Here is a 23,775-nt window from a genome sequence, read left to right as displayed (position 1 = left end):
CCATTGGCGGCAGCGTCTCGGTGCCTGGCCGTATTCTACCCAGTTTCGCCGCGCGCTCCATGGCCGGCATTGCCTATTTTACATTTCCTTGTCCAAAACGGCTATTTGCGCCAACAGTGCGCGCAATTGCGGCAAATGCAGGGCCACCTGCGTCCAGCGCCCGCCGTCCGCCGCTTCCTCCATTTCCGTGCACAGCATGTGCAGCTGTGTTTCATCGAGATAGGCGGCGCTGCCCTTCAAACCGTGCAGCAGGCGCCCGGCGTTGTCCTTGTCCTGCGCCGCCAGGGCGTCGTCGAGTTCACGCAAACGCCCTTCCAGGTCGGCGACGAAGGCGACGCGGATGCGCCGTTGCAGTTCGCCGCTGCGGATGGACTGGGAAGGCGCCGCGACGGGAACTGCCGGCGCGATGCCGAACAGGGCGTCGAGTTCGGCCTGTCCCCGCGCCGTGCCGCGCGGCGCGTTCGACGGCATGCGCGGCAACATGAAACCGCGCTGCAGCTGGCGCTCGATGGCGCGCGCCAGCAAGCCATGCAGCACCGCCTCGTCGACGGGTTTGCTGAGGAAATCATCCATGCCGACGCCAAGATAGCGGCTGCGGTCTTCTTCGCTGGCGTTCGCCGTCAGGGCCACGATCATCAATTCCTGGTCGCGCACGGGCTGGTCCGGCCAGCCGCCCACGCGGATCAGGCGCGTCGCCGTGGCGCCGTCCATCTCCGGCATGCGCCCGTCCATCAGGATCAGGTCATAGCGCGTATGCACGCAGGCCGCCACCGCCAGCACGCCGTTGGCGACCACGTCGACCCGGTGCCCCAGCTCTTCGAGCATGACGCGAATGATGATCTGGTTGGTGGGGAAGTCTTCCGCGCACAGCACGCGCAACTGGTGGCTGTGCGGCGCCAGCGCCACCTGCGGCACCAGCGGCGGCGCCACGCCATCGGCCAGCGGCAAGGTGAAGGCAAAGGTACTGCCCTGCCCCGGCGTGCTGGCCACCTCGATCTGGCCATCCATCAGTTCGACCAGCTGGCGGCAGATCGCCAGGCCCAGTCCCGTGCCGCCGTAGCGCCGCGTGGTGCTGGCGTCGGCCTGCTCGAATTTCTGGAACAGCCGCGCCATGGCCTCGGCATCGATGCCGATGCCGCTGTCGCTGACGGTAAAGCGGATCAGGTTAACCTTGCGTCCGCCGCTGCCGCTGGCCACGCCGGCCCGTTCGACGCTCAGGCTGACCCCACCGCGCTGGGTGAACTTAAACGCATTGCCGACCAGGTTGACCAGCACCTGGCGCAAGCGGGTCGGGTCGCCCACCACGAAGGGCGGCAGGTCGGGCGCGAAATCGATGGCGAAACCGATGCTGCGCGCGGCAGCCTGCTCCTCGAACAGGGTGACGACCGTCTCGATCGCCGCGCCGAGCGCGAAGTCGATGTTTTCGATACTCAGCTTGCCCGCCTCGATCTTGGAAAAATCGAGCAAGTCATTGATGATCACCAGCAGCGACTGGGCGTTGGCCTGGCCGCGCAGGATCTGCTCGCGCGTGGCGTCGTGCAGCTGCTCGTCGCGCAGGGCAAAGCCCAGCATGCCGATCACGCCGGCCAGGGGCGTGCGCATCTCGTGGCTCATGTTGGCCAGGAATTCCGACTTCTGGCGCGTCGCATCCTCGGCCTTGCGCTTGGCCTGGCGCAGGCTTTCCTCGTTTTTCGTCAGGCTGCTGTTGACTTGCGCCAGTTTTTCCGACTGGGCCAGCACTTCGATTTCCTTGCTCTGCAACTCCGCCGTGCGTTCGCTGACCTGCTTTTCCAGTTCATTCTGCTGATGCCGCAGCGCGCGCACGCGCTGGCGGTACGCGCCATAGATGGCGCCCAGCAGCAGCGCCGCCATCAGGGTGCGGAACCACCAGGTTTTCCAGAACGGCGGCAGGATCGTGATGGCCAGGGTGGCGCCGCTCTCGTTCCACACGCCGTCCTTGTTGGCCGCCTTGACGCGAAACACGTAGTTGCCGGCATCGAGGTTGGTATAGGTGGCAAAGCGCCGCCCCGCATCCGTCATGACCCAGTCCTGGTCGAAGCCTTCGAGCCGGTAGGCGAACATGTTGCGCTGGGGCGCGGCGAAATGCAGGGCCGCGAATTCCAGCGAAAAGACGCTTTCGCGGCTGGTCAGCACCAGGTTGCGCGTGTGGTCGATCGCCGCCTTGAGCACGTGCGCGAACTCACCGCGGCCGATGGCCACCGGCTTGTTGAATATCTGCAGCTCCGTGATGGCCACCAGCGGCGGCACGCGGTTGTCGTGGATATCCTGCGGCACAAACGCCGTCATGCCGTTGAAGCCGCCGAAATACATGGTGCCATCGGCCGCGCGCAGGGCCGCGCCATCGAAGTACGAGCCTTCCACGGTGCCATCGGCGCTGTCGTAATTGCGGAACAGGCCGCTGCGCATGTCGAGCCGCGTGATGCCGCTGTTCGTGCTCAGCCACAGCTGCTCGTTGTCGTCGCCGAGGATGCTGGCGACGGCGTCGTCGGCCATGCCATCCTTGCGCACGAAGCGGCGGAAGCGGATCTCGCCCTTGGCGTCGACGTCCATGCGGTTCAAGCCATTGGCCGTGCCCACCCACAGCACGCCGCGCTTGTCTTCGTGCAGGTAATGCACCTCGTCGTGGCTCAGGCTATGCGGGTTTTGCGGATCGTGGCGGAAATGGCGGAAGTGGCCGCTGGCGCGGTCCAGCAAGTCCAGGCCGTGGAAGGAACCTATCCACAAGCGCCCCTTGCCGTCTTCCAGCACGGGCCGCACCATGTTGTCGGACAGGCTGTTCGGGTTGGCCGGGTCGTGGCGGTAGGTGGTAAAGCGGCGGCTGACGGGGTCGAAGCGGTGCACGCCGCCCCGCGTCGAGACCCACAGCATGCCGCTGCGGTCGCTCACGATATTGCGGATCGTGTCGCTGTTCGGGTCGCCGGCGGCAAAGCGCATGGTAAAAAAACGCCCGAGGGCCGGATCGAAGCGGTGCAAGCCCGTCGAACCGCCCACCCACAGCACGCCGTCCGGCGCCTTGTACAGGGTCGTGACCTGCTCGTCGCGCGACATGCCGGGTGAGCTGCGCAAGTCGAACAGCCGCGAGCTGCCGTCGCGCGTGTCGTACAGTTTCAGGCCGCCCTTGGTGGCCAGCCACAGCTTGCCATCGCCCGCATCGGCCACGGCGCGCACTTTTTTGTCCGCCAGCGCGCCCACGTCGCCGGGCGCGCGCGCCATGCGCGAAAAGCCGCCACTGCCCAGGTCGACCCGGCTCACGCCGCTGTACCAGGAGCCGACCCAGAAGGTGCCCGCGCGGTCGCGGTACAAGGACGACAGCTGGTTGTCGGCGACGCTGAATTTGTCGCCCGTCTGATGCCGGTATTGCAGGAAGGTGTCGCTCGCGGGCAGCCAGCGGAACAGGCCGTCGGCATTGCTGCCCAGCCAGACGGTGGCGTCGACATCCTGGTACAGGCTGGCCACGCGGATGGCGGAAAAGCCATGCTTCTCGCCGAAGCGCACGCGCGCCTGCGGCGGCTGGCCGGCGCCGCCCAGGCGCCAGCGCTCGGCGCCGGCCATGGTGCCAATCCACAGGTTCTGCTGGCGGTCGATCAGCAGCGACTGGATCACGTTGTATTTCGAGCCAGGCTCCGTGTCGACGGCAAAATGCTCGAAGCGCTCGCTGCCCGGCGCCAGCATGTCCAGGCCCGTTACCGTGCCGATCCACAGGCGCTGTTGCGCGTCCAGCGCCAGCGCCTTGATTTCATTGTCGCCCAGGCTGTGCGGGTTGCCCTCTTCATGGTGCCAGGTGCGGAAGGTGCCCGTGGCCGGGTCGAAATGCTGCAAGCCGTCCGAGGTGGCGATCCAGAAGCCGCGCGCGCCATCGTCGAGGATGGCGTGGATATGCCGGTTGCCGTTGCCGCGCTTGCTCTTTTCGGCCGGAACGTAATGGATGAAGGTCTGGCTGGCGGCGTCGAAGCGGTCCAGGCCATTGTCGGTGCCGATCCACAGCTGGCCCTGGCTATCGACATGCAGCTCGCCCACCCAATTGTCGGCCAGGCTGGTCTTGTCGCCCTCGATATTCTTGTAGACGACCATGCGGTAGCCATCGTAGCGGCTCAGGCCAGACTGGCTGCCGAACCACATATAGCCCTGCCGGTCCTGGGCGATGGCCAGCACCGATTCCTGCGCCAGGCCCTGGTCGACGCTGAGCTGGTCGAAACGCAGGGTGGGCGCAGGCGCCGCCGCGGCCGGGACGCCCAGCAGCAGAATTAACAGTAAAGCAACATCGCAAACACGTCGAAATACCAGCACAATCGTCCTGTCAAAAAAAACGCGAAAAACCCGCACACCGCTCCAGGGGCCGTCTCAGGAACCAAAGAACGCCAGGACATCATCCTTGCGGGCTTGCGTATCGCGCTGTCCAAGACGGATCAGCTCGTTAGTATACGTCGATTCGAACAATAAATACGATGCCAGCGCCGCGCCGCGCGCTTCGGCCGCGCCGATACCCGACAACATGGTGCGGATGGGGCGGGGCAAACTGCCGATATGCCGGCTGGCGATGGCGTCGAGCCGCTCGGACGGCGCGATGACCAGCAACTCCACGGGCCGCAAGGCCGTCTTGCCCAGCAATTCGGGCGGCAGCATCGACAGGGTCAGGTTGATGCGGTTCAGGCGCTCGATGTCGACGGCCAGGCCGTCGAGGAAGATCGACGACAGCGCGTGGCCGGCAATCTGCGCCAGGCTCGGGTAGCGTGCCGCTTCGGACGCGGCGGGCGCCGGTTCCGTCATCCGTCCCGCCCCCACCACCAGCACCTTGTTCGCGCCCAGGTGGATCGCCGGCGAGATCGGCGCCAGCTGGCGCATGGAACCGTCGCCGCAGTATTCGCGCTGGCCGCCCACGTACAGGGGCACGGCGGGAAAGATGAAGGGGATGGCGGCCGAGGCGAGCAAGTGCTCCACGCCGATCTGGTCCGGCAGGGCCAGGCGCTGCGTGCGCACCCAGGGCGCGATATCCTCGGCCGTCTGGTAAAACGTCATGTGGCGGCTGCCCGAGTACGACGACGCCGTCACGGCCAGCGCATGCAGCAGGCCGTCGGCCAGGGCCGCGTCCAGGCGCGGCAGGTCGAGCATGCGGTGCAGCAGGCTGACCAGCGGCGTGTTGTCGAGCAGGGAACTGGGCGGCGATGCGTGCCACTGGCGCAGCAGCCAGCCGAACGACAGCAACGACAGCCAGCGCGCGCCCGAGCGGATCACGCCCAGCGAATCGGCCCGGTAGACTTGCTCGACTTCGATGTGCTGCCACACGTCGAGCAGCTTTTGCACGCCTTCGCCGAAGTTATCGGCACGGCAGGCCAGCGCCGTGGCGTTGATGGCGCCGGCCGAGGTGCCGCAGATGATGTCGAACGGGTTGCGCGCCGGCGCCCAGCCCGCTTCCCACAAAATCGCCGAAATCGCCTGCAGCACGCCCACCTGGTAGGCGGCACGGGCGCCTCCTCCCGTGAGTATCAAGCCTGTTTTATTTTGCATTCCCATGCCGGCAGATTAGCAGGGTCTTGATACTTTGTGGAAAAGTTTCAATCTCCCTTGACCATGCCTTCACGACGCGGATCGGCGCCGCCAAACCAGAAGTCCTTGCCATGCGCATTCAGCCGCATGATGCCCTGCAAGCCCGAGTTCTGTTCGATCACGCGCACCTCGTGGCCCATCGCCTGCAGCGTCTCGACTTGCGCGGCGGGCGCGCGGCCCTTTTCCAGCTCCGTCGGGCCATTGCGGCTGCCGAAGTTCGGCAGGCTGATGGCTTGCTGTACGTTCAAGCCCCAGTCCATGGTGCCGACCAGCACCTTGGCGACATAGTTGATGATGGACGAGCCGCCGGGCGAACCCGTCGCCAGCACCAGCTTGTGCGTGCCCTTCTCGAACACGAGGGTGGGCGACATGGCGCTGCGCGGACGCTTGCCCGCTTCGACCCGGTTGGCGATGGGGCCGTCCGCATCGCGCGAATCGAACGAGAAATCCGTCAGCTGGTTATTCAGCAGGAAGCCGTCAACCATCTGGCGCGAACCGAACGCGTCTTCCACGCTGGTGGTCATCGACAGGCCGCCCCCAAAAGCATCCACCGCCACCAGGTGCGAGGTCGACGGGCGCTGCAAGGCGTTGTCCATGCCCCACGCTACCTGCATGCCCGGCGGCGTGCCAGGCAAGGCGCGGCCCATGGATTTCTCGCCGATCAGCGAGGCGCGCTGCGCCAGGTAGGTTTTATCGAGCATCGAAGCGACGCCATTGCCCGGCAGCGGCACGAAGTCCGTGTCGGCCACGTAGCGGTTGCGGTCCGCGTAAGCCAGGCGCCCCGCTTCCGAGAACAGGTGGATCGCCTGCGCATCGAGCACGCCGTCGACGGGCGCATACGGCCGGATATCCTTCACTTCCAGCATGCCCAGCATCTGCGCGATGGCGATGCCGCCCGACGATGGCGGCGGCATGCCGCACACGGTCCAGGCCTTGTAGTCGCTGCAGACGGGTTCGCGCACCTTGGCGCGGTAGCCGGCGATATCCTGCGCCGTCAGCTTGCCCGGATTGGTCGGATGCGCCGCCACCTTGGCGGCGATGTCGCGCGCGATGCGGCCGTTGTAAAACGCGTCGGCGCCGCCACGGGCGATCTCGCGCAGGGTGCGCGCCAGCTGCGGGTTTTTCAGCACATGGCCGACGGGCCAGGCCTTGCCGTCCGGATCATAGAAATACGCGGCGGCGACCGGGTCGCGCTTCAGGGCCTGGTCCCAGTTCAGCAGGCCGTTGAGGCGCTGGCTGACGGGAAAGCCGCCGTGCGCCAGCTTGATGGCGGGGCCGAACAGGGTCGCCCACGGCAGCTTGCCGTGCTCCTTGTGCGCCAGTTCCAGCATGCGCAGCACGCCCGGCGCGCCCACGGAACGCCCGCCCACCACGCCCGTGGCGCGCGAGACGGGACTGCCGTCGGCATTCTGGAACAGGTGTTCATCGGCGCTGGCAGGCGCCGTTTCGCGCCCGTCGAACGCCTGCACGCCCTTGGCCGTGGAGTACAGCAAAAAGGCGCCGCCGCCGATGCCCGACGATTGCGGCTCGACCAGGGTGAGGACCAGCTGCGTGGCGATGGCCGCGTCGATGGCGCTGCCGCCCTTTTTCAGCATCTGGTAGCCGGCATCGGCGGCCAGCGGATTGGCAGCGGCGACCATGAATTTCTGTGCCGCCCAACCCGATTTCTCCGCATACGCGGTGGCGATTTCCGGCGCCTTCTGCGGCACCTCGGCAAATGCGGGACTGGCAGCGAGGGCTCCCAGCAAGGTCAGGCTCAGTGCCAGCGGCTTCAATATGATCATGGATTCTCCGATAAAAAAAGGGCGCACAGCCAGGCAAGGCTGTACGCCCCATACGGGGGTATCCTACATCAAATGCCCGTCAGGGCACTGCCCCTTACTTGGGCTGCATGCGGATGGCGCCGTCCAGGCGGATAGTTTCGCCATTGAGCATGACGTTTTCCACGATGGCTTTCACCAGTTGCGCGTATTCGCCCGGCTTGCCCAGGCGCGAAGGGAACGGCACCATCTTGCCCAGCGCATCCTGCACTTCGGCCGGCATGCCCAGCAACATCGGTGTTTCGAAAATGCCGGGCGCCACCGTCATCACGCGGATGCCGTTGCGCGACAGGTCGCGCGCCATCGGCAGGGTCAGGCCCACCACAGCCGCCTTCGACGACGCGTACGCGGCCTGGCCAATCTGGCCATCGTAGGCCGCCACGGAAGCCGTGTTGATGATGATGCCGCGCTCGCCTTCGGCCGTCGCATCCTGTTTTGCCATGGCGTCGGCGGCCAGGCGGCACATATTGAAGGTGCCCACCAGGTTGATGTTGACGACCTTCTGGAACAGGGCCAGCGGATGCGGGCCATCCTTGCCCACGGTTTTCACGGCAGGCGCCACGCCGGCGCAGTTGACCAGGCCGCGCAAGGTGCCCAGCTTCGTGGCTGCCGCCACCACGGCCAGGCCGTCCTCTTCCGACGTCACGTCGCACTGGACGAACACGCCACCGAGTTCAGCGGCCAGCGCCTGGCCCGCTTCCGTCTGCACGTCGGCCAGCACGACCTTGCCGCCGGCCGCCGTCAGCATGCGCGCCGTGGCGGCGCCCAAGCCCGATGCGCCGCCCGTGATGATGAATACATTGTCCTGAATCTGCATGAAATCTCCTGAGTGGTAAGGGCCGTGTTCCCGGCGCCTGATGGTTGATGCATGATGCCATCATTACGTTTACGTAAACGTAATGTCAGCGACAATTGTAGCCATTTTTATGGTCACCGAGCGAAAACTTGCAGCGCTGGCGAATGAGAAAGTTAAAAACACTGCATGAAAGCGCCATTGCGGTGGCAGATGCGCCCGTTGGCATCGAGCGTGGCGTTGCCCGCGCCGTTGTAGCGCGCGCCTGCCGCATCGCGGCAACCGCCTGAGTCGCATGAGCCGATGGGCTGCGGCGCGCGCGGCATCGGCACGGCCGGGCTGGGCGGCAGGGGCGCGATGGGCACGACCGGTGACGCAGGCTGCGCCGGCATGCGGCCGATCACTTGCGCCACGGAACGGCGCGGCTGCACGGGCGGCGCCGGGCGGCACGGCTCCACCGCCAGCTTGCCGCTGTCGCGCGGGTCGAGCTGGCACACGGGCAAAGGCTCAGTCAAGGACTCGGCAGGCGCCGCCTGCTCCTGCGCCCGGGCATGGCCGCCAGCGAGCAGCATGGAGCACGCCAGTGCCGATATCGTTTTTGCCAGCCTCTTCATGCCGCCTCCCAAGCATCCATCGCAACTTTCATTATTGGCACACGCCGCGCCAGATGCCAGCGCGGGTAACAATTTGTCACGCTTGTACCTGCCATGCGCACAGCGTAACGGTGTTTTATTTCCTTTCAGCACTTTCCTTCTTGCCAGTATGGCATTACAATAAGAACGATTCTTATTCTCATTCTCAGGATGGGAGCGCATTTTTTACTCTTTTCATTCATTCATACCCGAGCCACCCGGAAGGCAGCCAGGAAATAACAACATCCGGAAAGTTCACCATGACCAAGCGTAGTCCCGCCTTCGCAGCCCCCGTTTCCACTCCCGCCCGCTCCATGCATTCCGCCGCCCTGCTCCTGCCCTGCCTGCTCTCGCTGGCCATCAGCAACGCCTGGGCCGAAGGCAATGTGGCCGCCGATCCCACCATGAACACGGTGGTCGTCACGGCGTCCGGCACGGCCATCGACATCAAGGATGCGCCGGCCAGCATCAGCGTCATCACGCGCGAGGAAATCGAGCGCCAGCCCGTGTATGACTTGAATACCTTGCTGCGCCGTATCCCCGGCGTGACGGGCGGCACCGGCCCCGAAGGCGAAGCGTCGAAGATCAAGCTGCGCGGTTTGCCCGACAAATACACCCTGATCCTGGTCGACGGCAAGCGCGTGGGCAGCTCGAGCGACACGGCTTACCGTCCCGACCTGGGCCGCCAGGACTTGAACTGGATCTCGCCCGACATGATTGAGCGCATCGAAGTGGTGCGCGGACCCATGTCGTCGCTGTACGGTTCGGACGCCATGGGCGGCGTGATCAACATCATCACGCGCAAGGTGCCGGGCAAGTGGAACGGTTCGGCCACGGCCAACTACACGCAACCGCAGGAAAGCGACCGCGGCACGGCGCACCAGCTGGGCGTCAACCTGGCCGGCCCCCTGTCGGACACGGTGGGCATGCGCCTGGGCGTGAGCCAGACGCGCCAGAATCCCGATGAAAAATTCGACAAAGCGGGCGGCATCGGCGGCGAACGCAACCAGACTGTCTCGGGCCAGCTGACCTGGGCGCTGGGCAAGAAACAGAACCTGTCGCTGGACGCCAGCTATGGCAGGCAGGAAGCCAGCGGTTCGAGCACACGCGATGCGGACGGCGAGTCGCTGGTTCCCAGCTGGGGCGCCAACAAGCTGATACGCAAGAGCGTCAGCCTCGGCTACGAAGGCCGCTGGGACTTCGGCAAGACCACGGTCAACCTGTATCACAACGATTTCGACAACCAATTCGTCGGCACGGTGGCAAAATCCAAGGACAGCACGCTCGATGCCAGCCTGGAAAAACGGGTCGGCTGGGGCGGCATCGAGCAAATGCTGGTGATGGGCGGCCAGTGGAAGCACCAGGAATTGACGAACACGAACACCATCGGCACCGTACCCACCGATTACCTGGGCAACACCGTGAGCGGCGCGACCCTGTCCGGCACCACCTCGGCCCTGTTTGCGGAAGATCAATTGTTCCTGCGCGAGGACTTGACGGCCACGGCCGGCTTGCGCCTCGATCACCACAGCAAGTTCGGCAACCATTACAGTCCGCGCCTGTACCTGGTGTACCACCCTGCCCCCGCCTGGACCATCAAGGGCGGCATCTCGCAAGGCTTCCGCGCCCCGAGCCTGAAGGAAAACTCGCCAGCGGCGGCGACCAACTCGGCCGGACGCGGTTGCGGCAGCCTCAAGCCGCTGGGCTACATCAAGGGCGACTGCTACATGGCCGGCAATGCGGACTTGAAGCCGGAAACGAGCACGGCCGGCGAGATCGGCGTGGCGTGGGAACAGAATGGCTGGGATGTGGGCCTGACCTACTTCCACACGGATTTCAAGAACAAGATCGACTATGCGCCGCTGGGCTTTTACCAGCAGCGCTGGTGGACCAAGATGACGAATATCCAGAAGGCGCGCACCAGCGGCCTGGAAGCGACGGCCACCATCCCGCTGACGAAAAACCTGAACTGGCGTAACAACGTCACCTACATGGCGGAAGCGAAAAACCTGACCACGGGCGCCAACCTGCTGTCGACTCCAAAACTGTCGTGGTACTCGGCGCTGGGCTGGCAAGTCAACGACCAGCTGTTCGGCGAAGTATCGGCCCAGTACACGGGCAAGGAACTCGACGCCGGCAAGCTGGCCGACAAGGCCTACACCATCGTCGACACCGTCGTGTCGTACAAGGTCACGCCGCAATGGACCGTGCGTGGCGGCGTGCAAAACCTGTTCAAGAAGGGTCCGATGGCCGATGGACTGGTCGACTACTACGTGCCGGGACGGCGCATGTTCGTCGGCCTGACGTCGCGCTTCTAAACACGCCTGTCAAAACCTGCTGCGCGTCGCGGGTTGCGGTCTGCGATGCTCACTGTACCTCCGTACAGTTGCGCGTCTCAACCGCATCCCCCTTCCGCTCGCTACGCTTGTGCCAGGCGTTGTAGCAACCTAGTACCGGGGTGGCGGCGTATCGGGCGGCGGCGTGGCGGCATTCGCCGGCACGCTGCCCAGCATCCGCCCGGCCGCGGGCACCTTGTGGCCGCTCGCATACATGCACTTCTGATAAGAATCATCGTAGCTGCGCTGCATGCCATGCGAGGAACTGTCGGCCGCGCCCGTGCCGGCCAGCTGCGCCTGCGCGTAGCCACGGCAACTGCCGTCATCGACGCGGAATTGCTCGGGGCTCTTGCCCGTACCGGGCAAGGCCGTGGCCGACGGCCCTTCCGGCATCACCGTGCAGGCGGCCAGCAGCAGGGGCGCCAGCAGGCCGGCACGCCCCATCAACGCTTTCGTGTTCATCTTCGCCTCCCCGTCAGCGCACGCTGGTCGGCAGCACGGCACGCCATGCCGTACTGCAATTTTTCACATAGGGATAATAGCCCTGCGGCCTCGCGCAGTAGTACCACATCTGCACCGTCGGCTCGCCGCCCTGCTCGATGTACACGGGCGGCGGCTGCACGATCAGGGTGCGCCCATATGGATAGGGATAGCCATACCACGGGTCGCCATACCAGCCCGGCCCGTAGCCATACCACCAGGGCGATCCCACCCAGACGCCCACGTGCGAACGACCATGGAAGTGGCCGTGGCCGCCGTGAAAGCCGCCATGCCGGCCCGGCGCCGCCTGAGCCACTCCCGCCGTGACCGCCAATACCAACAGCGCCGCCAGCGCGCCGCCCTTCCTGCTGATGCTGTCCATGACATCCTCCCGCCTTCATGCCCAACTGTGACGCTCATTCCATTATTGACAGAGAGCCAGCACAAGCAAAGGCGCCGTAACAATTGCTCACCTTTGATACGCCGAGGATATGGACGGCAGGAAAGTTTCATTTGCGCAAAATACAAACAGCCCCGCAGCGCTGGCCGCGGGGCTGCGGGGATGGCGCAGTTTATTGCGCGGGCAGGCTTTGCACGGGTGTCGCCGGCGCCAGGATGGGCGGCGCGGGCGCGTGGATGGGCGCCGGCGCCTTGACGGCAAGCCAGCCCGTGGCCGGCAGCAGCGGCACCAGCAGCAGGGCCACGATATTGATGATCTTGATCAAGGGGTTCACTGCCGGCCCGGCCGTATCCTTGTACGGGTCGCCCACCGTGTCGCCCGTGACGGCCGCCTTGTGCGCGTCCGAACCCTTGCCGCCGAAATGGCCATCCTCGATGTATTTCTTCGCATTGTCCCAGGCGCCGCCGCCCGTGGTCATGGAAATGGCCACGAACAGGCCTGTGACGATCGTCCCCATCAGCAAGCCACCGAGCGCCGCAGGCCCCAGCAGCATGCCCACGACGATGGGCACCACCACGGGCAGCAGCGACGGCACGATCATTTCGCGGATGGCCGACGCCGTCAGCATGTCCACGGCCTTGTCGTATTCTGGCCGCGCCGTGCCTTCCATGATGCCCTTGATGTCGCGGAACTGGCGCCGCACCTCCACCACCACGGCGCCTGCCGCGCGGCCGACGGCTTCCATCGCCATGGCGCCGAACAGATACGGTATCAAGCCGCCGATGAACAGGCCGACGATGACCATGGGGTTCGACAAATCGAAGGTGATGTGCTGGCCCACGGATTCGAGCGCATGCGTGTAGTCGGCGAACAGCACCAGCGCGGCCAGCCCGGCCGAGCCGATGGCGTAGCCCTTGGTGACGGCTTTGGTCGTGTTGCCGACGGCATCCAAAGGATCGGTGATGGCGCGCACGGAGTCGGGCAAGCCCGACATTTCCGCGATGCCGCCCGCGTTATCCGTGATGGGGCCATACGCGTCGAGGGCGACGATGATGCCCGCCATCGACAGCATGGAAGTGGCCGCGATGGCGATGCCGTACAGGCCCGCCAATTGATACGATATCAGGATGGCGACGCAGACGGCCAGCACCGGATACGCCGTGGACTTCATCGACACACCCAGGCCGGCAATGATATTCGTGCCGTGGCCCGTCGTCGACGCTTCGGCGATGTGGCGCACGGGCTTGAAATCCGTGCCCGTGTAGTACTCGGTGATGTACACCATCAGGCCCGTGAGGACGATGCCGACGACGGTGGCGCCCAGCATCTTGTAGCGCATGGCGTCGTCGGGCCACAGCAGCCACGTGACCACGGCAAAACCGACCAGCGACAGGCCGGCCGCCCACCACAGGCCCGTGTACAGGGCCGACATGATCTTCTTGCCGGGGGCCGTCTTCACCATCGAGCAGCCGACGATGGACGCGAGGATGGAGACGGCGCCCAGCAGCAGCGGGTAGATGATGGCCGTGCTGCTGGCCTCTGCCATCAGCAGTGCGCCCAGCAGCATGGTGGCGATCAGGGTCACGACATAGGTTTCGAACAGGTCGGCCGCCATGCCGGCGCAGTCGCCCACGTTGTCGCCCACGTTGTCGGCGATGACGGCCGGGTTGCGCGGATCGTCCTCGGGGATGCCCGCCTCCACCTTGCCCACCAGGTCCGCGCCCACGTCGGCGCCCTTGGTAAAGATGCCGCCGCCGAGCCGCGCGAAGATGGAAATGAGCGAGGCGCCGAAGGCCAGGCCGATCAGGGGCTTGATCAGGTCATGCTGCGTGAGGCCGGGCGCGCCCGTCGTCGCCAGCAGCCAGTAGAACAGGGTCACGCCCAGCAGGCCCAGGCCGACGACCAGCATGCCCGTGATCGCCCCGCCCTTGAAGGCCACGTTCAGCGCCTGGTTGATGCCCAGGGTGGCCGCCTGCGCCGTGCGCACATTGGCCCGCACGGAGACATTCATGCCGATGAAGCCGCAGGCGCCCGACAGCACGGCGCCGATCAAGAAGCCCAGCGCCGTGTGCAGGCCAAGCAGCGCATAGATGGCGATCAATAACACCACGCCGACGATGGCGATGGTGCGGTACTGGCGCGCCAGGTAGGCGGCCGCACCCTGCTGGATAGCCAGGGCGATTTCCTGCATGCGCGCGTTGCCGGGATCCTGCCTCAGGATCCAGCTGCGCGACACCAAACCGTAAATAACTGCGACCACGCCGCAGACTACCGCAAACCACAAGCTGGCTGCCATATCGTCCCCTTCTGTTTTTATCCGACGTCATTGCCAACAGCTGCAGACCGCACCGGGTAGGCACGCGCAGCCAGGAAAACACGACCTGCAAAAAACCTGAACTACGAAAACGATGCGGCACCGCTGGCGAAAAGCGGGCACAAAAAAAGCGGACACTCAGGTCCGCTTTTCATAAACTGCTTATTCCGCCAGGGCGGCAAATGCGCTGTCGCGGATTTGCTCGACCGGACCGACGCCGGCGATGCGGCGGTATTTCGGTGCGCCTGGCAGGCCGGACTTGGCCCAGTCATTGTAGTAGCCCAACAAGACCTTGGTCTGGTTGTGGTACACGTCCAGGCGCTTCTTGACCGTTTCCGCCTTGTCGTCGTCGCGCTGGATCAGCGGTTCGCCGGTGATGTCGTCGACGCCGTCGACCTTGGGCGGGTTGAATTTGACGTGATACACGCGGCCCGAACCCGGGTGGCTGCGGCGGCCGTCCATGCGCTCGATGATCGACGCGTCAGGCACGTCGATTTCCAGCACGTAGTCGACATTGATGCCGGCGTCTTTCATGGCGTCCGCTTGCGCGATGGTGCGCGGGAAGCCGTCGAACAGGTAGCCATTGGCGCAATCGGCTTCCTGCAGGCGATTCTTGACCAGGCCGATCATGATGTCGTCCGACACGAGGCCGCCCGCATCCATGACTTTTTTCGCTGCCAGGCCCAGTTCGGAGCCTTCCTTGATCGCCGCGCGCAGCATGTCGCCCGTGGAGATTTGTGGAATGTTGTATTTTTCTTTGATGAAATTAGCTTGGGTGCCCTTGCCGGCACCGGGTGCTCCTAAAAGTATCAGACGCATTGAAAAGTTCCTAAAAAACAGATTTTGGATGGTGGTATGTGTAATTTTTTTTAGATGGTGTTGCTAAGGCTATCTTTCCCTACGAAACTTACCACAAAAAATCCCCGGAACGCCAGTTTGCTATCGAATTGCTATGCCCTGATTGATCAAAGCCAGCAATTCGCGCGGCGCACGTTTCAAAATGTGGTTTTTACTGCAGGCGCACAAAATTATATTTGCACGCCTGCCGTTTTGCGGGTAGCGCTTACAGGGCGCCGTAGTGGGCTTGCACCCTGGCAAGATCTTCCGGCGTATCGACACCGGCGGCCGGGGCGCTATCGGTCACGTGGACGGCGATGGCAACACCGTGCCACAGCACGCGCAACTGCTCCAGCGCCTCGATGGCTTCCAGCGGCGAGGCGGACAATTGCGGGTATTCTTGCAAAAACGCATTGCTGTACGCATACAGGCCGATATGCCGCAGGGGCACGTAACCTGCCGGCAAGCTGTCTTTCGACTGCGCGAAGCCGTCGCGGTGCCACGGGATGGTGGCGCGCGAGAAATACAAGGCGCGGCCGTTCTTGTCCAGCACGACCTTCACCACGTTCGGATTGAACGCGTCGGCCACATCATGCAGCGGATGGGCGCAAGTAGCCATGGGGACGGCGGCGCTGATCTGCGCCGCGCAGGCGGCCAGCAGGGCCGGATCGATCAACGGTTCGTCGCCCTGCAGGTTGACGACGACGGCGTCCGGCGGCAGCCCGAGCGTGCGCGCCACTTCGGCGATGCGGTCCGTGCCCGACGGATGGTCGCTGCGCGTCATGCACACTTCCACGCCATGCTCGGCGCAGGCGGCACGGATGCTGTCATGGTCGGTGGCGACGATGACGCGCGCGGCGCCCGAGAGCAGCGCCTGCTCGGCCACGCGCACCACCATGGGTTTGCCGCCCAGGTCGGCCAGCGGCTTGCCCGGCAGGCGCGTCGAGGCCAGGCGAGCCGGGATGATGACGATGAACGCCATCGTTATTCCACTGCGTCTTGCAGGGTGCGCGCTTCGTCCGCCCACATGATGGGGATGCCATCGCGGATAGGATAGGCCAGACGGTCGGCGCGGCAAATCAGTTCCTGCGCCTTCTTATCGTGTTCAAGCGGACCCTTGCAAACAGGGCAGACCAGGATATCAAGCAGTCGAGCGTCCACGACATTTCTCCACAATTTGTTGGGCCAGCGCGCTATCGATGCGCGCACTGACGGGGACGACCCACAGTCTCGGGTCATCTTTGAGATGTTCAATTTGCGCACATTTTACTGCATCCTTCTCGGTGATCAAGATCACATCCGTGTCGAGGGCGGCAAATGGCTGGTCGAGGAAGTCGTGATGGTCGGGCAGGGGCAGTTCCGTGAAGTCCAGTCCGGCCCCGCGCAGCATGGTAAAGAAGCGCTGAGGATTGCCGATGCCGGCCGCCGCCACGATGCGCCGGCCGCTGGCCGCCAGGTCGGCAAGGGCCATGCTTTCGCCGCGATTCAGCAGGCGCTCGGCCACGCCGCCGGCCAGCCGCATCTGCACCACCAGCCCGCCTTGCGGCGCGACCTGGTCCACCAGTGCCGGCGCCAGCTCGGGCGCATTGATCACCGTCACGTCGCGCCGGCGGCGCGGCGATTCGCGCAAGGGCCCCGCCGGCAGCAGCCAGCCATTGCCCGCGCCGCGGCCGTCGAACAGCACGATTTCCACGTCGCGCTGCAAGGCGTAATGCTGCAAGCCGTCGTCCGTCACCAGCACGTCGACGTCCGGGTGCGCGGCCAGCAGCGCCCTGCCCGCTTGCGCGCGGTCGCGCCCCACCACCACGGGGCAGCCGCCGCGCTGGAAGATCAGCAGCGGCTCGTCGCCCACCTGCTGCGGCGTGGAGGCGGCGCTGACGGCGCGCGGCAAGCGGTCGGCGCTGCCATGGCCGCGCGAAATGACGCCCGGGCGCATGCCCGCGTCGCGCAAGGCTTGCACCAGCCAGATCGTCAGCGGCGTCTTGCCCGTGCCGCCGATGAAAATATTGCCGACGACGACGACGGGCACGGGCAGGCGCGCCGATTTCAGGAGGTTGGCCCGGTACAGGCCGCGCCTGACGCTGCTCAAGGCGCCGAACAGCAGCGACACGGGCCACAGCGCGCACGCCAGCGGGCCGCGCGTCAGCCAGACGCGGGTGAGAGTGGATTCAAGCTTGAGGGGTGAGGAAGTGGGCATGCGTGTCAACTAAAATTGGAACCCAAAATCGACACCTGGGGTCGGACCCTGAGGGTCCGACCCCGGCACTTCGGTTGGGGTTGGAGGTTGGCCTTACTTGCCACCCGCCTGCGCCGCAAACGTCAGCTTTTCATAGCCGGCCAGGCGCGCCGCTTCCATCACGTGGATGACCATCTGGTGCATGGCGAACTGGTCGGCGTTGACCACCACCACGGGCGTCTGCGCGGGCGCCTTGCCGCCATTGGCCGCCTTGGCCGCATCCTGCAAGGCGTCGGCCAGGCCGGCCACGTCGCGGAACGAGACGGGTTCGCGGTTGACCGTGTAGTTACCCTTGGCATCGATGGTGACGTCGAGCTGCTGCGGCTTGTCCTTCGCTTGCTCGGCATCGGCCGTCGGCAAGGTGATCTGCAGCTCCGTGAATTTGCTGTAGGTGGTGCTGACCATGAGGAAGATCAGGATCACCAGCAGCACGTCGATGAACGGGATCAGGTTGATTTCGGGGTCTTCACGCCCCTTGCCTTTGCGGAAGTTCATTGGCGGCCACTGTGGACGATATCGACGAACTTGACCGCTTGTTGCTCCATGTCAATGACGAAGCTGTCGACGAGGGCGCGGAAGTGGCGGTAGAAAATCAGGGCCGGCATGGCGATGGCCAGGCCAAACGCCGTGTTATACAAGGCGACGGAAATACCGTGCGACAGCGCCGCGTTCGACGCGGTGGCGCCGGGCGAGGCAAAAATCTCGATCATGCCGATCACCGTGCCGAACAGCCCCATCAGCGGCGCCAGGGTGGCGATGGTGCCCAGGGTCGTCAGGAAACGTTCCAGCGTGTGGGCCACGCCGCTGCCCGCCTCTTCGATCGATTCCTTCATCACCTCGCGCGGCGCGTCGACGTTGCGCAGGGCGGCGGCCAGCACCACGCCCAGCGGCGAGTTGTCTTCCAGCTTGGCCACCGTGTCCGGCGTGATCTTGCCGCTGCGATACACCTGCACCACTTCATCAAACAGCTTGCGGGGCAGTATCTTGACGCGGCGCAAATACAGCAGGCGCTCGATGATCAGGGCCAGGGCGACGATGGAAGCGATCAACAACAGCCAGATGGGCCAGCCAGCGGCTTGAAATATAGCGAGCAAAAGAAACTCCTGATAGAGGAAAGGCGATGGACCGCCCGAACAGCCTGTATTGTACCGAGCGCCGAAGACCGATTGTACGTCCGCGCGGGAATGGCGCAATGTAGCGCGTTGCCGCGCCGGCGGCAAGTGGCGCCCGCATGGCACTTGTCCACACGGCGCGGCTGGCGTGCGCCAAGCACACCCGGTTTTGCACACTTTGTGTGGATAAGATTGTGAGCAAGCATGAAGTCCAGCATGCAAGCCATTGATTTGCAAGCGAATTATTGTACTGCGCAAAATACAGGCATAGCAGCTTATCGACAGGAGTCAATGCCATAAAATCAAGAATTCAAGAGTTCTGCACATTTACTGTGGACAAGATTGTGCGCAAAGCCAAGGAATTCGACTAAGCCATTGATTTTAAAGGAAATTAAATCAATGAGTAAAAAAGTGGCAGCGAGCACGAAATCGACGCCAGGGAGACCGTCAAAGTTCTGCACACAATCTGTGGACAAGATTGTGTGCAAGCGCAAGGATACGCGCTAAGTACTTTGATTTATATCGTTTTTATTGCCATGCATAAAAATGTGGCAAGCGCTGAAAAGCGGGCTTTTATCGGCCCGATTGCGCTTCGAAACGGCAGTTTTCCACCGCAAAGGCAGTTTCGCACATAAAGTGTGGATAAGATTGTGAGCAAGCGGATTGACTCCATGCAAGAGCATTGATTTTAAAGGAGTTTTTTTCAATGATTAAAAATGAGGCAGAGCAACGGCCTGGCCGCGCGGTGGAAAAGCAGGCGAAAAAGCGAAACGATTTATGCAGTTTTGCACATATTCTGTGGATAAGATTGTGAGCAAGGCCTACGATGTGATGCTATACCCTTGATTTATATGGCTATTTTTATGCTGCGCAAAATTCAGGCAAGCCATGCCATAGGCATTCCGGTGGATAAATCCGGCGCCGCGCCAGAGTTCTGCACATTTTTTGTGGATAAGATTGTGCGCAAGGCCATGCATGGCATACTAAGCGCTTGATTCCTATGCTCTTTATTTCCGTGCGCAAAAATGTAGCAAGGCATTTTTATCGGTCAATGCCGGCTTGCCGGGCCATGTTTGTCCAAGGCAAAAAGTTCCGCACACTTTCTGTGGATAACTTTGTGCGTAAGTGGCGGGGGCTATACTGATGTGCTTGATATTAAAGGTTTTTTTCCCTGTGCTCGCAAATCAGGCATATGGGAATTCATCATGAAATCAAATACTTAGAAATAGAACTTGTTGTTTTGCACGATATATGACATAAGCATGACCTCGCCGATAATATGTGGACAGTTCCCTCACCTCCCCCCAGCTTGATGATGACCGACACCCCGACTGACAGCGGCTTTGCCGCCCCGCCCGTGCTGACCGTCAGCGCCCTGAACCAGGCCGTCGCGCGCCTGCTCGAGCGCTCGTTTCCCCTGACCTGGATCGCCGGCGAGATTTCCAACTTCACGCGCGCCGCTTCCGGCCACTGGTATTTCACCCTGAAGGACGATGGCGCCCAGGTGCGCGCCGTGATGTTCCGCGGCCGCGCCCAGTTTGCCGGCTTCACGCCGCGCGAAGGCGACAAGGTCGAAGTGCGCGCCCTCGTCACCCTGTACGGCGCGCGCGGCGATTACCAGATCAACGTGGAAGCCATCCGCCGCGCCGGCGTAGGCGCCCTGTATGAAGCGTTCCAGCGCCTGAAGGAAAAGCTGGCCGCGCAAGGGCTGTTCGACCAGGAGCGCAAGCGCGCCATCCCCATGTTCGCGCGCAGCATCGGCATCGTCACCAGCCCGCAGGCGGCCGCCCTGCGCGACGTCTTGATCGCGCTCAAGCGCCGCGCGCCGCACGTCAACATCATCCTCTACCCCACGCCAGTGCAGGGCCAGCAGGCGCCGGAAAAAATCGCGCACGCCATCCGCACGGCATCAACCAGGGCCGAGTGCGACGTGCTGCTGGTATGCCGCGGCGGCGGCAGCATCGAGGATCTGTGGTCGTTCAACGATGAAGCCGTGGCATACGCGATCGCCGATTGCTCCATGCCCGTGATCAGCGGCGTGGGCCACGAGACGGATTTCACCATCGCCGACTTCGCGGCCGACCTGCGTGCGGCCACGCCGACGGCAGCGGCCGAACTGGCGGCCACGCCGCGCGCCGACTGGATGGCGTCCCTGCGCGCCGATGCGGCGGACCTGCGCCGCGCCATGCGCCGCAGCCTCGACGATGCGGCGCAGACCCTGGACCGCCACAGCCGCCGCCTGCTCAACCCGAAGGCGCAACTGCAGCAGCAGCGTTTGCAACTGCTGGCCCTGTCGACGGCCATGACGCATGCGGCGCGCGCGCCCGTAAACCAGTCGCAGTACGCACTGGAACGCCTGCGTGCGCGCTGGGCGGCCTTGCGGCCCGACGTCACGGCGCCGCGCGCGCGCCTGGTGGAAATGCAGCGGCGCGGCGGCGCGGCCATGGCGCAGCAACTGACGCAGCGGCGCCACCGCCTCGACGGCCTGGCGGCGCAGCTGGAACTGTTGAATCCCCAGCGCACCCTGGAACGGGGATACGCCATCTTGCGCGATGAAAAAGGCGCGATCGTGCGCTCGCCGGCGCAGCTGCAGGCGCGCCAGAACGTCAACGTGCGCCTGGCCGAAGGCAGCGCGCAGATCGGCATCGCCAGCGTGCAGGCGACATTGGAGTAAAAAAGGCCGGGGAAGAACCCCGGCCCAACACCTTCCCTACTGAGTGGACTGCTACTGCGACTGCTCTTTCCCCCTACGCCATCAGAACTTCATCGACACGCGCGCGCCAAAGGTGCGCGGCGCGTTGTAGAAGGCGCCGTAGATCTGCTGCGTGGGCTGGCATGGCATGCCCACGTCCGTGCAGATTTCATTGACGTCCAGCTTGACGGCCTTGTCGGTGGCATTCTGCACGAACGCTTCCACCGTATAAGCCTTGTTCGCCGGCTGGAAGCGCAGACTCAGATCCAGCGTCGTATACGCTTCCTGGCGCTTGACACCGGCATGGCCCGGCACGTCGCCGTTGAACGCGCCCGCGCCCACATATGACATGGTTTCATAATGCACCGAGGCGCGCGGCGTGAGCTGGCCGCCGGCGACATTGAAATCATGCTCGTACTGGACGGTCGTGGAAAACTTCGGCGCATGCTTCATGGTGCTGCCGCCCACGCTCACCAATGGCGCCGTCGAACCGCAGGACTGGCCATTCGCGCGCGCCGCATCGACGTCGCACGACATGAAGTCGTCATACACGGCCTTCAGCCAGGTGGCGTTGCCCGTCAGGCGGTCGACCTTTGTTGGCCGCCAGACCCATTCCGCTTCCAGGCCCTTGACGGTGGCGCCGGCCGCATTGAAGTTGGCCAGCACGCTGTTGACCACCTGCGACTCGAGCTTGTCCTTGTACTTCATCAGGAAGGCGTCAAGATTCAGGGTCAGTTCGCGGTTCAGCAAGTCCGACTTGAAGCCGATTTCATAGCTGGTCAGCTTTTCCGGCTTGGTGGTGGCGCCGCCGTCGCCGATGGCCGGCGAGTGGAAGCCCGTCGTCACGGAGCCGAACAGCAAAATATCCGGGCGCAGCTTGTACTCGATGCGGCCCAGCCAGGTGGCCTGGCCATACTTCAGGTCGGCCGTATTGTCGCCCGGCGTATTGCCGCAGCTGGCGGCCGTGATGGCGCCGCCGGGGCCGATATTGTGCGTGTTGGCCAGGCCCGTGCCGGGCGTGACCAGTTGGCGCAACTGGTCGGCAGTGAGCACGGTGGTGCCCAGCGGCGTATTCGCGGGCCAGTTCGGGCAAGCCCAGTTCTTGCCGCCGATATCGAATTTATGGTCTTTCGTATAGCGCGCGCCGGCCGTCAGCTTGATCTGGTCCGTCACCTGCTGGCTGACCTGGCCGAATACGGCTTTTGACTTCAACTGGCGGTCGCCCTGGATGAAGGACATGGCCGAGGCATACTGGCCCACGGTGGGCTGCACGAAGATCACGGCGCCGTTGGCGATATCCTGCTGCACGGCCGCCTGCGAAATCTGGCTGCGGTCGATATCGAAGCGCACCTTGTTCTTTTCATTGAACAGGAACAGGCCCGCCACCCACTGGAACGGCGCATCGTCGTCCGAGCGCGCCTGCAGCTCGTGCGAATAGCTGTCGAACTGCGCCCAGTCGGTACGGTTTTCCGACTTGAAGCCGGGGAACAGCCCCGCATCGGAATCATTGCTGTTCTGGCGCTTGTAGCGGCTCCAGCTGCCCAGGTAAGTGAAGTCGAGCGCATCGGTCGGCTTGTAATTGAGCTTGCCCTTGTAGGTCAGGATCGACTGGTCCAGGGTGCCCGGCGTGTCGATCAGGGCCGAGCGCAGCTTCTCGCCCGCTTTCGGTTCGGCCGCCAGGTAGACATTGCCGGCGCCCTGGTCGAGGAAGTAGTCGGCGATGAACGTGCCGCGCAACTGCGGCGTGAACTTCCACAGCAGGGAGGCGCGCACGCCCATCTGGTCGCCGGCGCCATACTTGGCCGTGCCCGGCATGACGTTCGAGCCGCGGCGGAAGTCCACCGTGCCGTCATGGCTATCCTTGATGGCGGCGATGCGCAGCGCCACGTCGTCCGAAAACGGGATATTGATCATGCCCTGCGTCTGCAGATGGCGCTTGTCGCCCACGGTGATGCCGGCCGAGCCCATGAACTTGGCCGTGCTCGGCGCAGCCGACACGAGATTGACGGCGCCGGCCGTCGAATTGCGGCCGTTCAGGGTGCCCTGCGGTCCGCGCGCCACCTCCACGTGGCTCAAGTCATACATCAGCGCCGTGGCGCCCTGCGGACGCGGCGAATACACGCCGTCGACATAGAAGGCGACGGCCGGGTCGCCCAGCTCCGTGTGGTTGGCCGAGCCGACGCCGCGCATGTAGACGTGCACGCCGCCGGAATCGCCATGCTGCTCGACGACGAGACTGGGCACCATGGTGGCCAGCGACGCCAGGTCCTTGACCTGGTTGTTTTGCAGGGTGTCCTGGTTGAAGGCGGTGACGGCCAGCGGCGTCTCCTGCACGAAGGTATTGCGGCGCGTGGCCGTGACGACGATGCGGTCCATCTGCTCGGCGGCCGGTTTTGCCGCATCGGTGGCTGCCGCAGTGCTGGCCGCTTCCTGTGCCATGGCGGCGCCGCTGCCCAGCAAGATGAACTGGGCGAAGGTCGCATGCGCCAGACTGAGGGCGATGGTATTGCGTTTGAGTTGTTGCATTGTTGTTGTCTCCTGTACCGCTGGTTGAATGA

Annotated in this window: 18 protein-coding genes; 3 read left to right on the top strand and 15 right to left on the bottom strand. The window is 64.2% G+C overall.

The genetic code is table 11. From position 1 onward, the window contains the following. Positions 1–78: 78 nt before the first annotated feature. The 5 genes from OX460_RS22840 to OX460_RS22820 form a co-directional block, all read right to left on the bottom strand. Positions 79–4,308 (bottom strand): two-component regulator propeller domain-containing protein, encoded by a 4,230-nt coding sequence (locus OX460_RS22840; protein ID WP_289900023.1) that lies wholly within the window; start codon positions 4,306–4,308, stop codon positions 79–81. Between the two features lie 54 nt (positions 4,309–4,362). Next, positions 4,363–5,532 (bottom strand): patatin-like phospholipase family protein, encoded by a 1,170-nt coding sequence (locus OX460_RS22835; RefSeq protein ID WP_034751717.1) that lies wholly within the window; start codon positions 5,530–5,532, stop codon positions 4,363–4,365. Positions 5,533–5,573: 41 nt separating this feature from the next. Next, positions 5,574–7,349 (bottom strand): gamma-glutamyltransferase, encoded by a 1,776-nt coding sequence (gene ggt, locus OX460_RS22830; RefSeq protein WP_289900022.1) that lies wholly within the window; start codon positions 7,347–7,349, stop codon positions 5,574–5,576. Between the two features lie 94 nt (positions 7,350–7,443). Beyond that, positions 7,444–8,202: a 3-hydroxyacyl-CoA dehydrogenase gene (locus tag OX460_RS22825; protein WP_099665094.1), complete on the bottom strand. Its 759-nt coding sequence runs from the start codon at positions 8,200–8,202 to the stop codon at positions 7,444–7,446. A 152-nt stretch (positions 8,203–8,354) separates the two neighbouring features. Further along, positions 8,355–8,750, bottom strand: a complete 396-nt coding sequence (locus OX460_RS22820; RefSeq protein ID WP_251349998.1) for a hypothetical protein — start codon at positions 8,748–8,750, stop codon at positions 8,355–8,357. A 320-nt stretch (positions 8,751–9,070) separates the two neighbouring features. Between OX460_RS22820 and OX460_RS22815 the strand changes: the two genes are divergently transcribed. Continuing rightward, positions 9,071–11,128, top strand: a complete 2,058-nt coding sequence (locus tag OX460_RS22815; protein ID WP_289900021.1) for a TonB-dependent receptor — start codon at positions 9,071–9,073, stop codon at positions 11,126–11,128. Positions 11,129–11,257: 129 nt separating this feature from the next. Here the strand turns inward: OX460_RS22815 and OX460_RS22810 are convergent, their stop codons facing one another. The 9 genes from OX460_RS22810 to OX460_RS22770 all read right to left on the bottom strand — a co-directional run bounded on the left by OX460_RS22810 (position 11,258) and on the right by OX460_RS22770 (position 18,507). Continuing rightward, positions 11,258–11,608 carry a glycine zipper family protein gene (locus OX460_RS22810; protein WP_289900020.1) on the bottom strand — a complete coding sequence of 117 codons (351 nt, stop codon included), beginning with the start codon at positions 11,606–11,608 and terminating at the stop codon, positions 11,258–11,260. 13 nt (positions 11,609–11,621) lie between these two features. Then, on the bottom strand, positions 11,622–12,008 hold the full coding sequence (locus tag OX460_RS22805) for a hypothetical protein (protein WP_289900019.1): 387 nt from the start codon (positions 12,006–12,008) through the stop codon (positions 11,622–11,624). Between the two features lie 190 nt (positions 12,009–12,198). Beyond that, positions 12,199–14,322 carry a sodium-translocating pyrophosphatase gene (locus OX460_RS22800; RefSeq protein WP_289900018.1) on the bottom strand — a complete coding sequence of 708 codons (2,124 nt, stop codon included), beginning with the start codon at positions 14,320–14,322 and terminating at the stop codon, positions 12,199–12,201. A 180-nt stretch (positions 14,323–14,502) separates the two neighbouring features. Beyond that, positions 14,503–15,159 carry an adenylate kinase gene (adk, locus tag OX460_RS22795; protein ID WP_077400901.1) on the bottom strand — a complete coding sequence of 219 codons (657 nt, stop codon included), beginning with the start codon at positions 15,157–15,159 and terminating at the stop codon, positions 14,503–14,505. Positions 15,160–15,403: 244 nt separating this feature from the next. Then, the gene (kdsB, locus tag OX460_RS22790) at positions 15,404–16,159 is read right to left on the bottom strand and encodes a 3-deoxy-manno-octulosonate cytidylyltransferase (RefSeq protein ID WP_289900017.1); all 756 of its coding nucleotides are present in this window, start codon (positions 16,157–16,159) and stop codon (positions 15,404–15,406) included. Positions 16,160–16,161: 2 nt separating this feature from the next. Beyond that, the gene (locus tag OX460_RS22785; protein ID WP_010395789.1) at positions 16,162–16,338 is read right to left on the bottom strand and encodes a Trm112 family protein; all 177 of its coding nucleotides are present in this window, start codon (positions 16,336–16,338) and stop codon (positions 16,162–16,164) included. Beyond that, positions 16,319–17,374, bottom strand: a complete 1,056-nt coding sequence (gene lpxK, locus OX460_RS22780) for a tetraacyldisaccharide 4'-kinase (protein WP_289900016.1) — start codon at positions 17,372–17,374, stop codon at positions 16,319–16,321. Before lpxK ends, OX460_RS22785 begins: the two co-directional genes overlap by 20 nt. A 93-nt stretch (positions 17,375–17,467) precedes the next feature. Next, the gene (locus OX460_RS22775) at positions 17,468–17,908 is read right to left on the bottom strand and encodes a biopolymer transporter ExbD (protein WP_035825768.1); all 441 of its coding nucleotides are present in this window, start codon (positions 17,906–17,908) and stop codon (positions 17,468–17,470) included. Continuing rightward, positions 17,905–18,507 carry a MotA/TolQ/ExbB proton channel family protein gene (locus OX460_RS22770; RefSeq protein ID WP_099665101.1) on the bottom strand — a complete coding sequence of 201 codons (603 nt, stop codon included), beginning with the start codon at positions 18,505–18,507 and terminating at the stop codon, positions 17,905–17,907. The genes OX460_RS22775 and OX460_RS22770 overlap by 4 nt, the downstream gene beginning before the upstream one ends. 869 nt (positions 18,508–19,376) lie before the next feature. Here OX460_RS22770 and OX460_RS22765 point away from each other — a divergent pair. Then, a complete protein-coding gene (locus tag OX460_RS22765; RefSeq protein ID WP_289900015.1) occupies positions 19,377–19,520 on the top strand; it encodes a hypothetical protein in 144 nt (47 codons plus the stop codon). 317 nt (positions 19,521–19,837) lie between these two features. Then, on the top strand, positions 19,838–21,199 hold the full coding sequence (xseA, locus tag OX460_RS22760; RefSeq protein ID WP_251349990.1) for an exodeoxyribonuclease VII large subunit: 1,362 nt from the start codon (positions 19,838–19,840) through the stop codon (positions 21,197–21,199). 81 nt (positions 21,200–21,280) lie between these two features. On the opposite strand, the gene OX460_RS22755 is transcribed toward xseA, so the two are convergent. Next, positions 21,281–23,743 (bottom strand): TonB-dependent receptor, encoded by a 2,463-nt coding sequence (locus OX460_RS22755; RefSeq protein ID WP_251349989.1) that lies wholly within the window; start codon positions 23,741–23,743, stop codon positions 21,281–21,283. Between the last annotated feature and the right edge of the window lie 32 nt (positions 23,744–23,775).

Source organism: Janthinobacterium sp. SUN033 (assembly GCF_030397595.1).
Classification (GTDB): Bacteria; Pseudomonadota; Gammaproteobacteria; order Burkholderiales; family Burkholderiaceae_D; genus Janthinobacterium; species Janthinobacterium kumbetense.
This window is presented reverse-complemented; position numbering and strand designations above follow the sequence as displayed.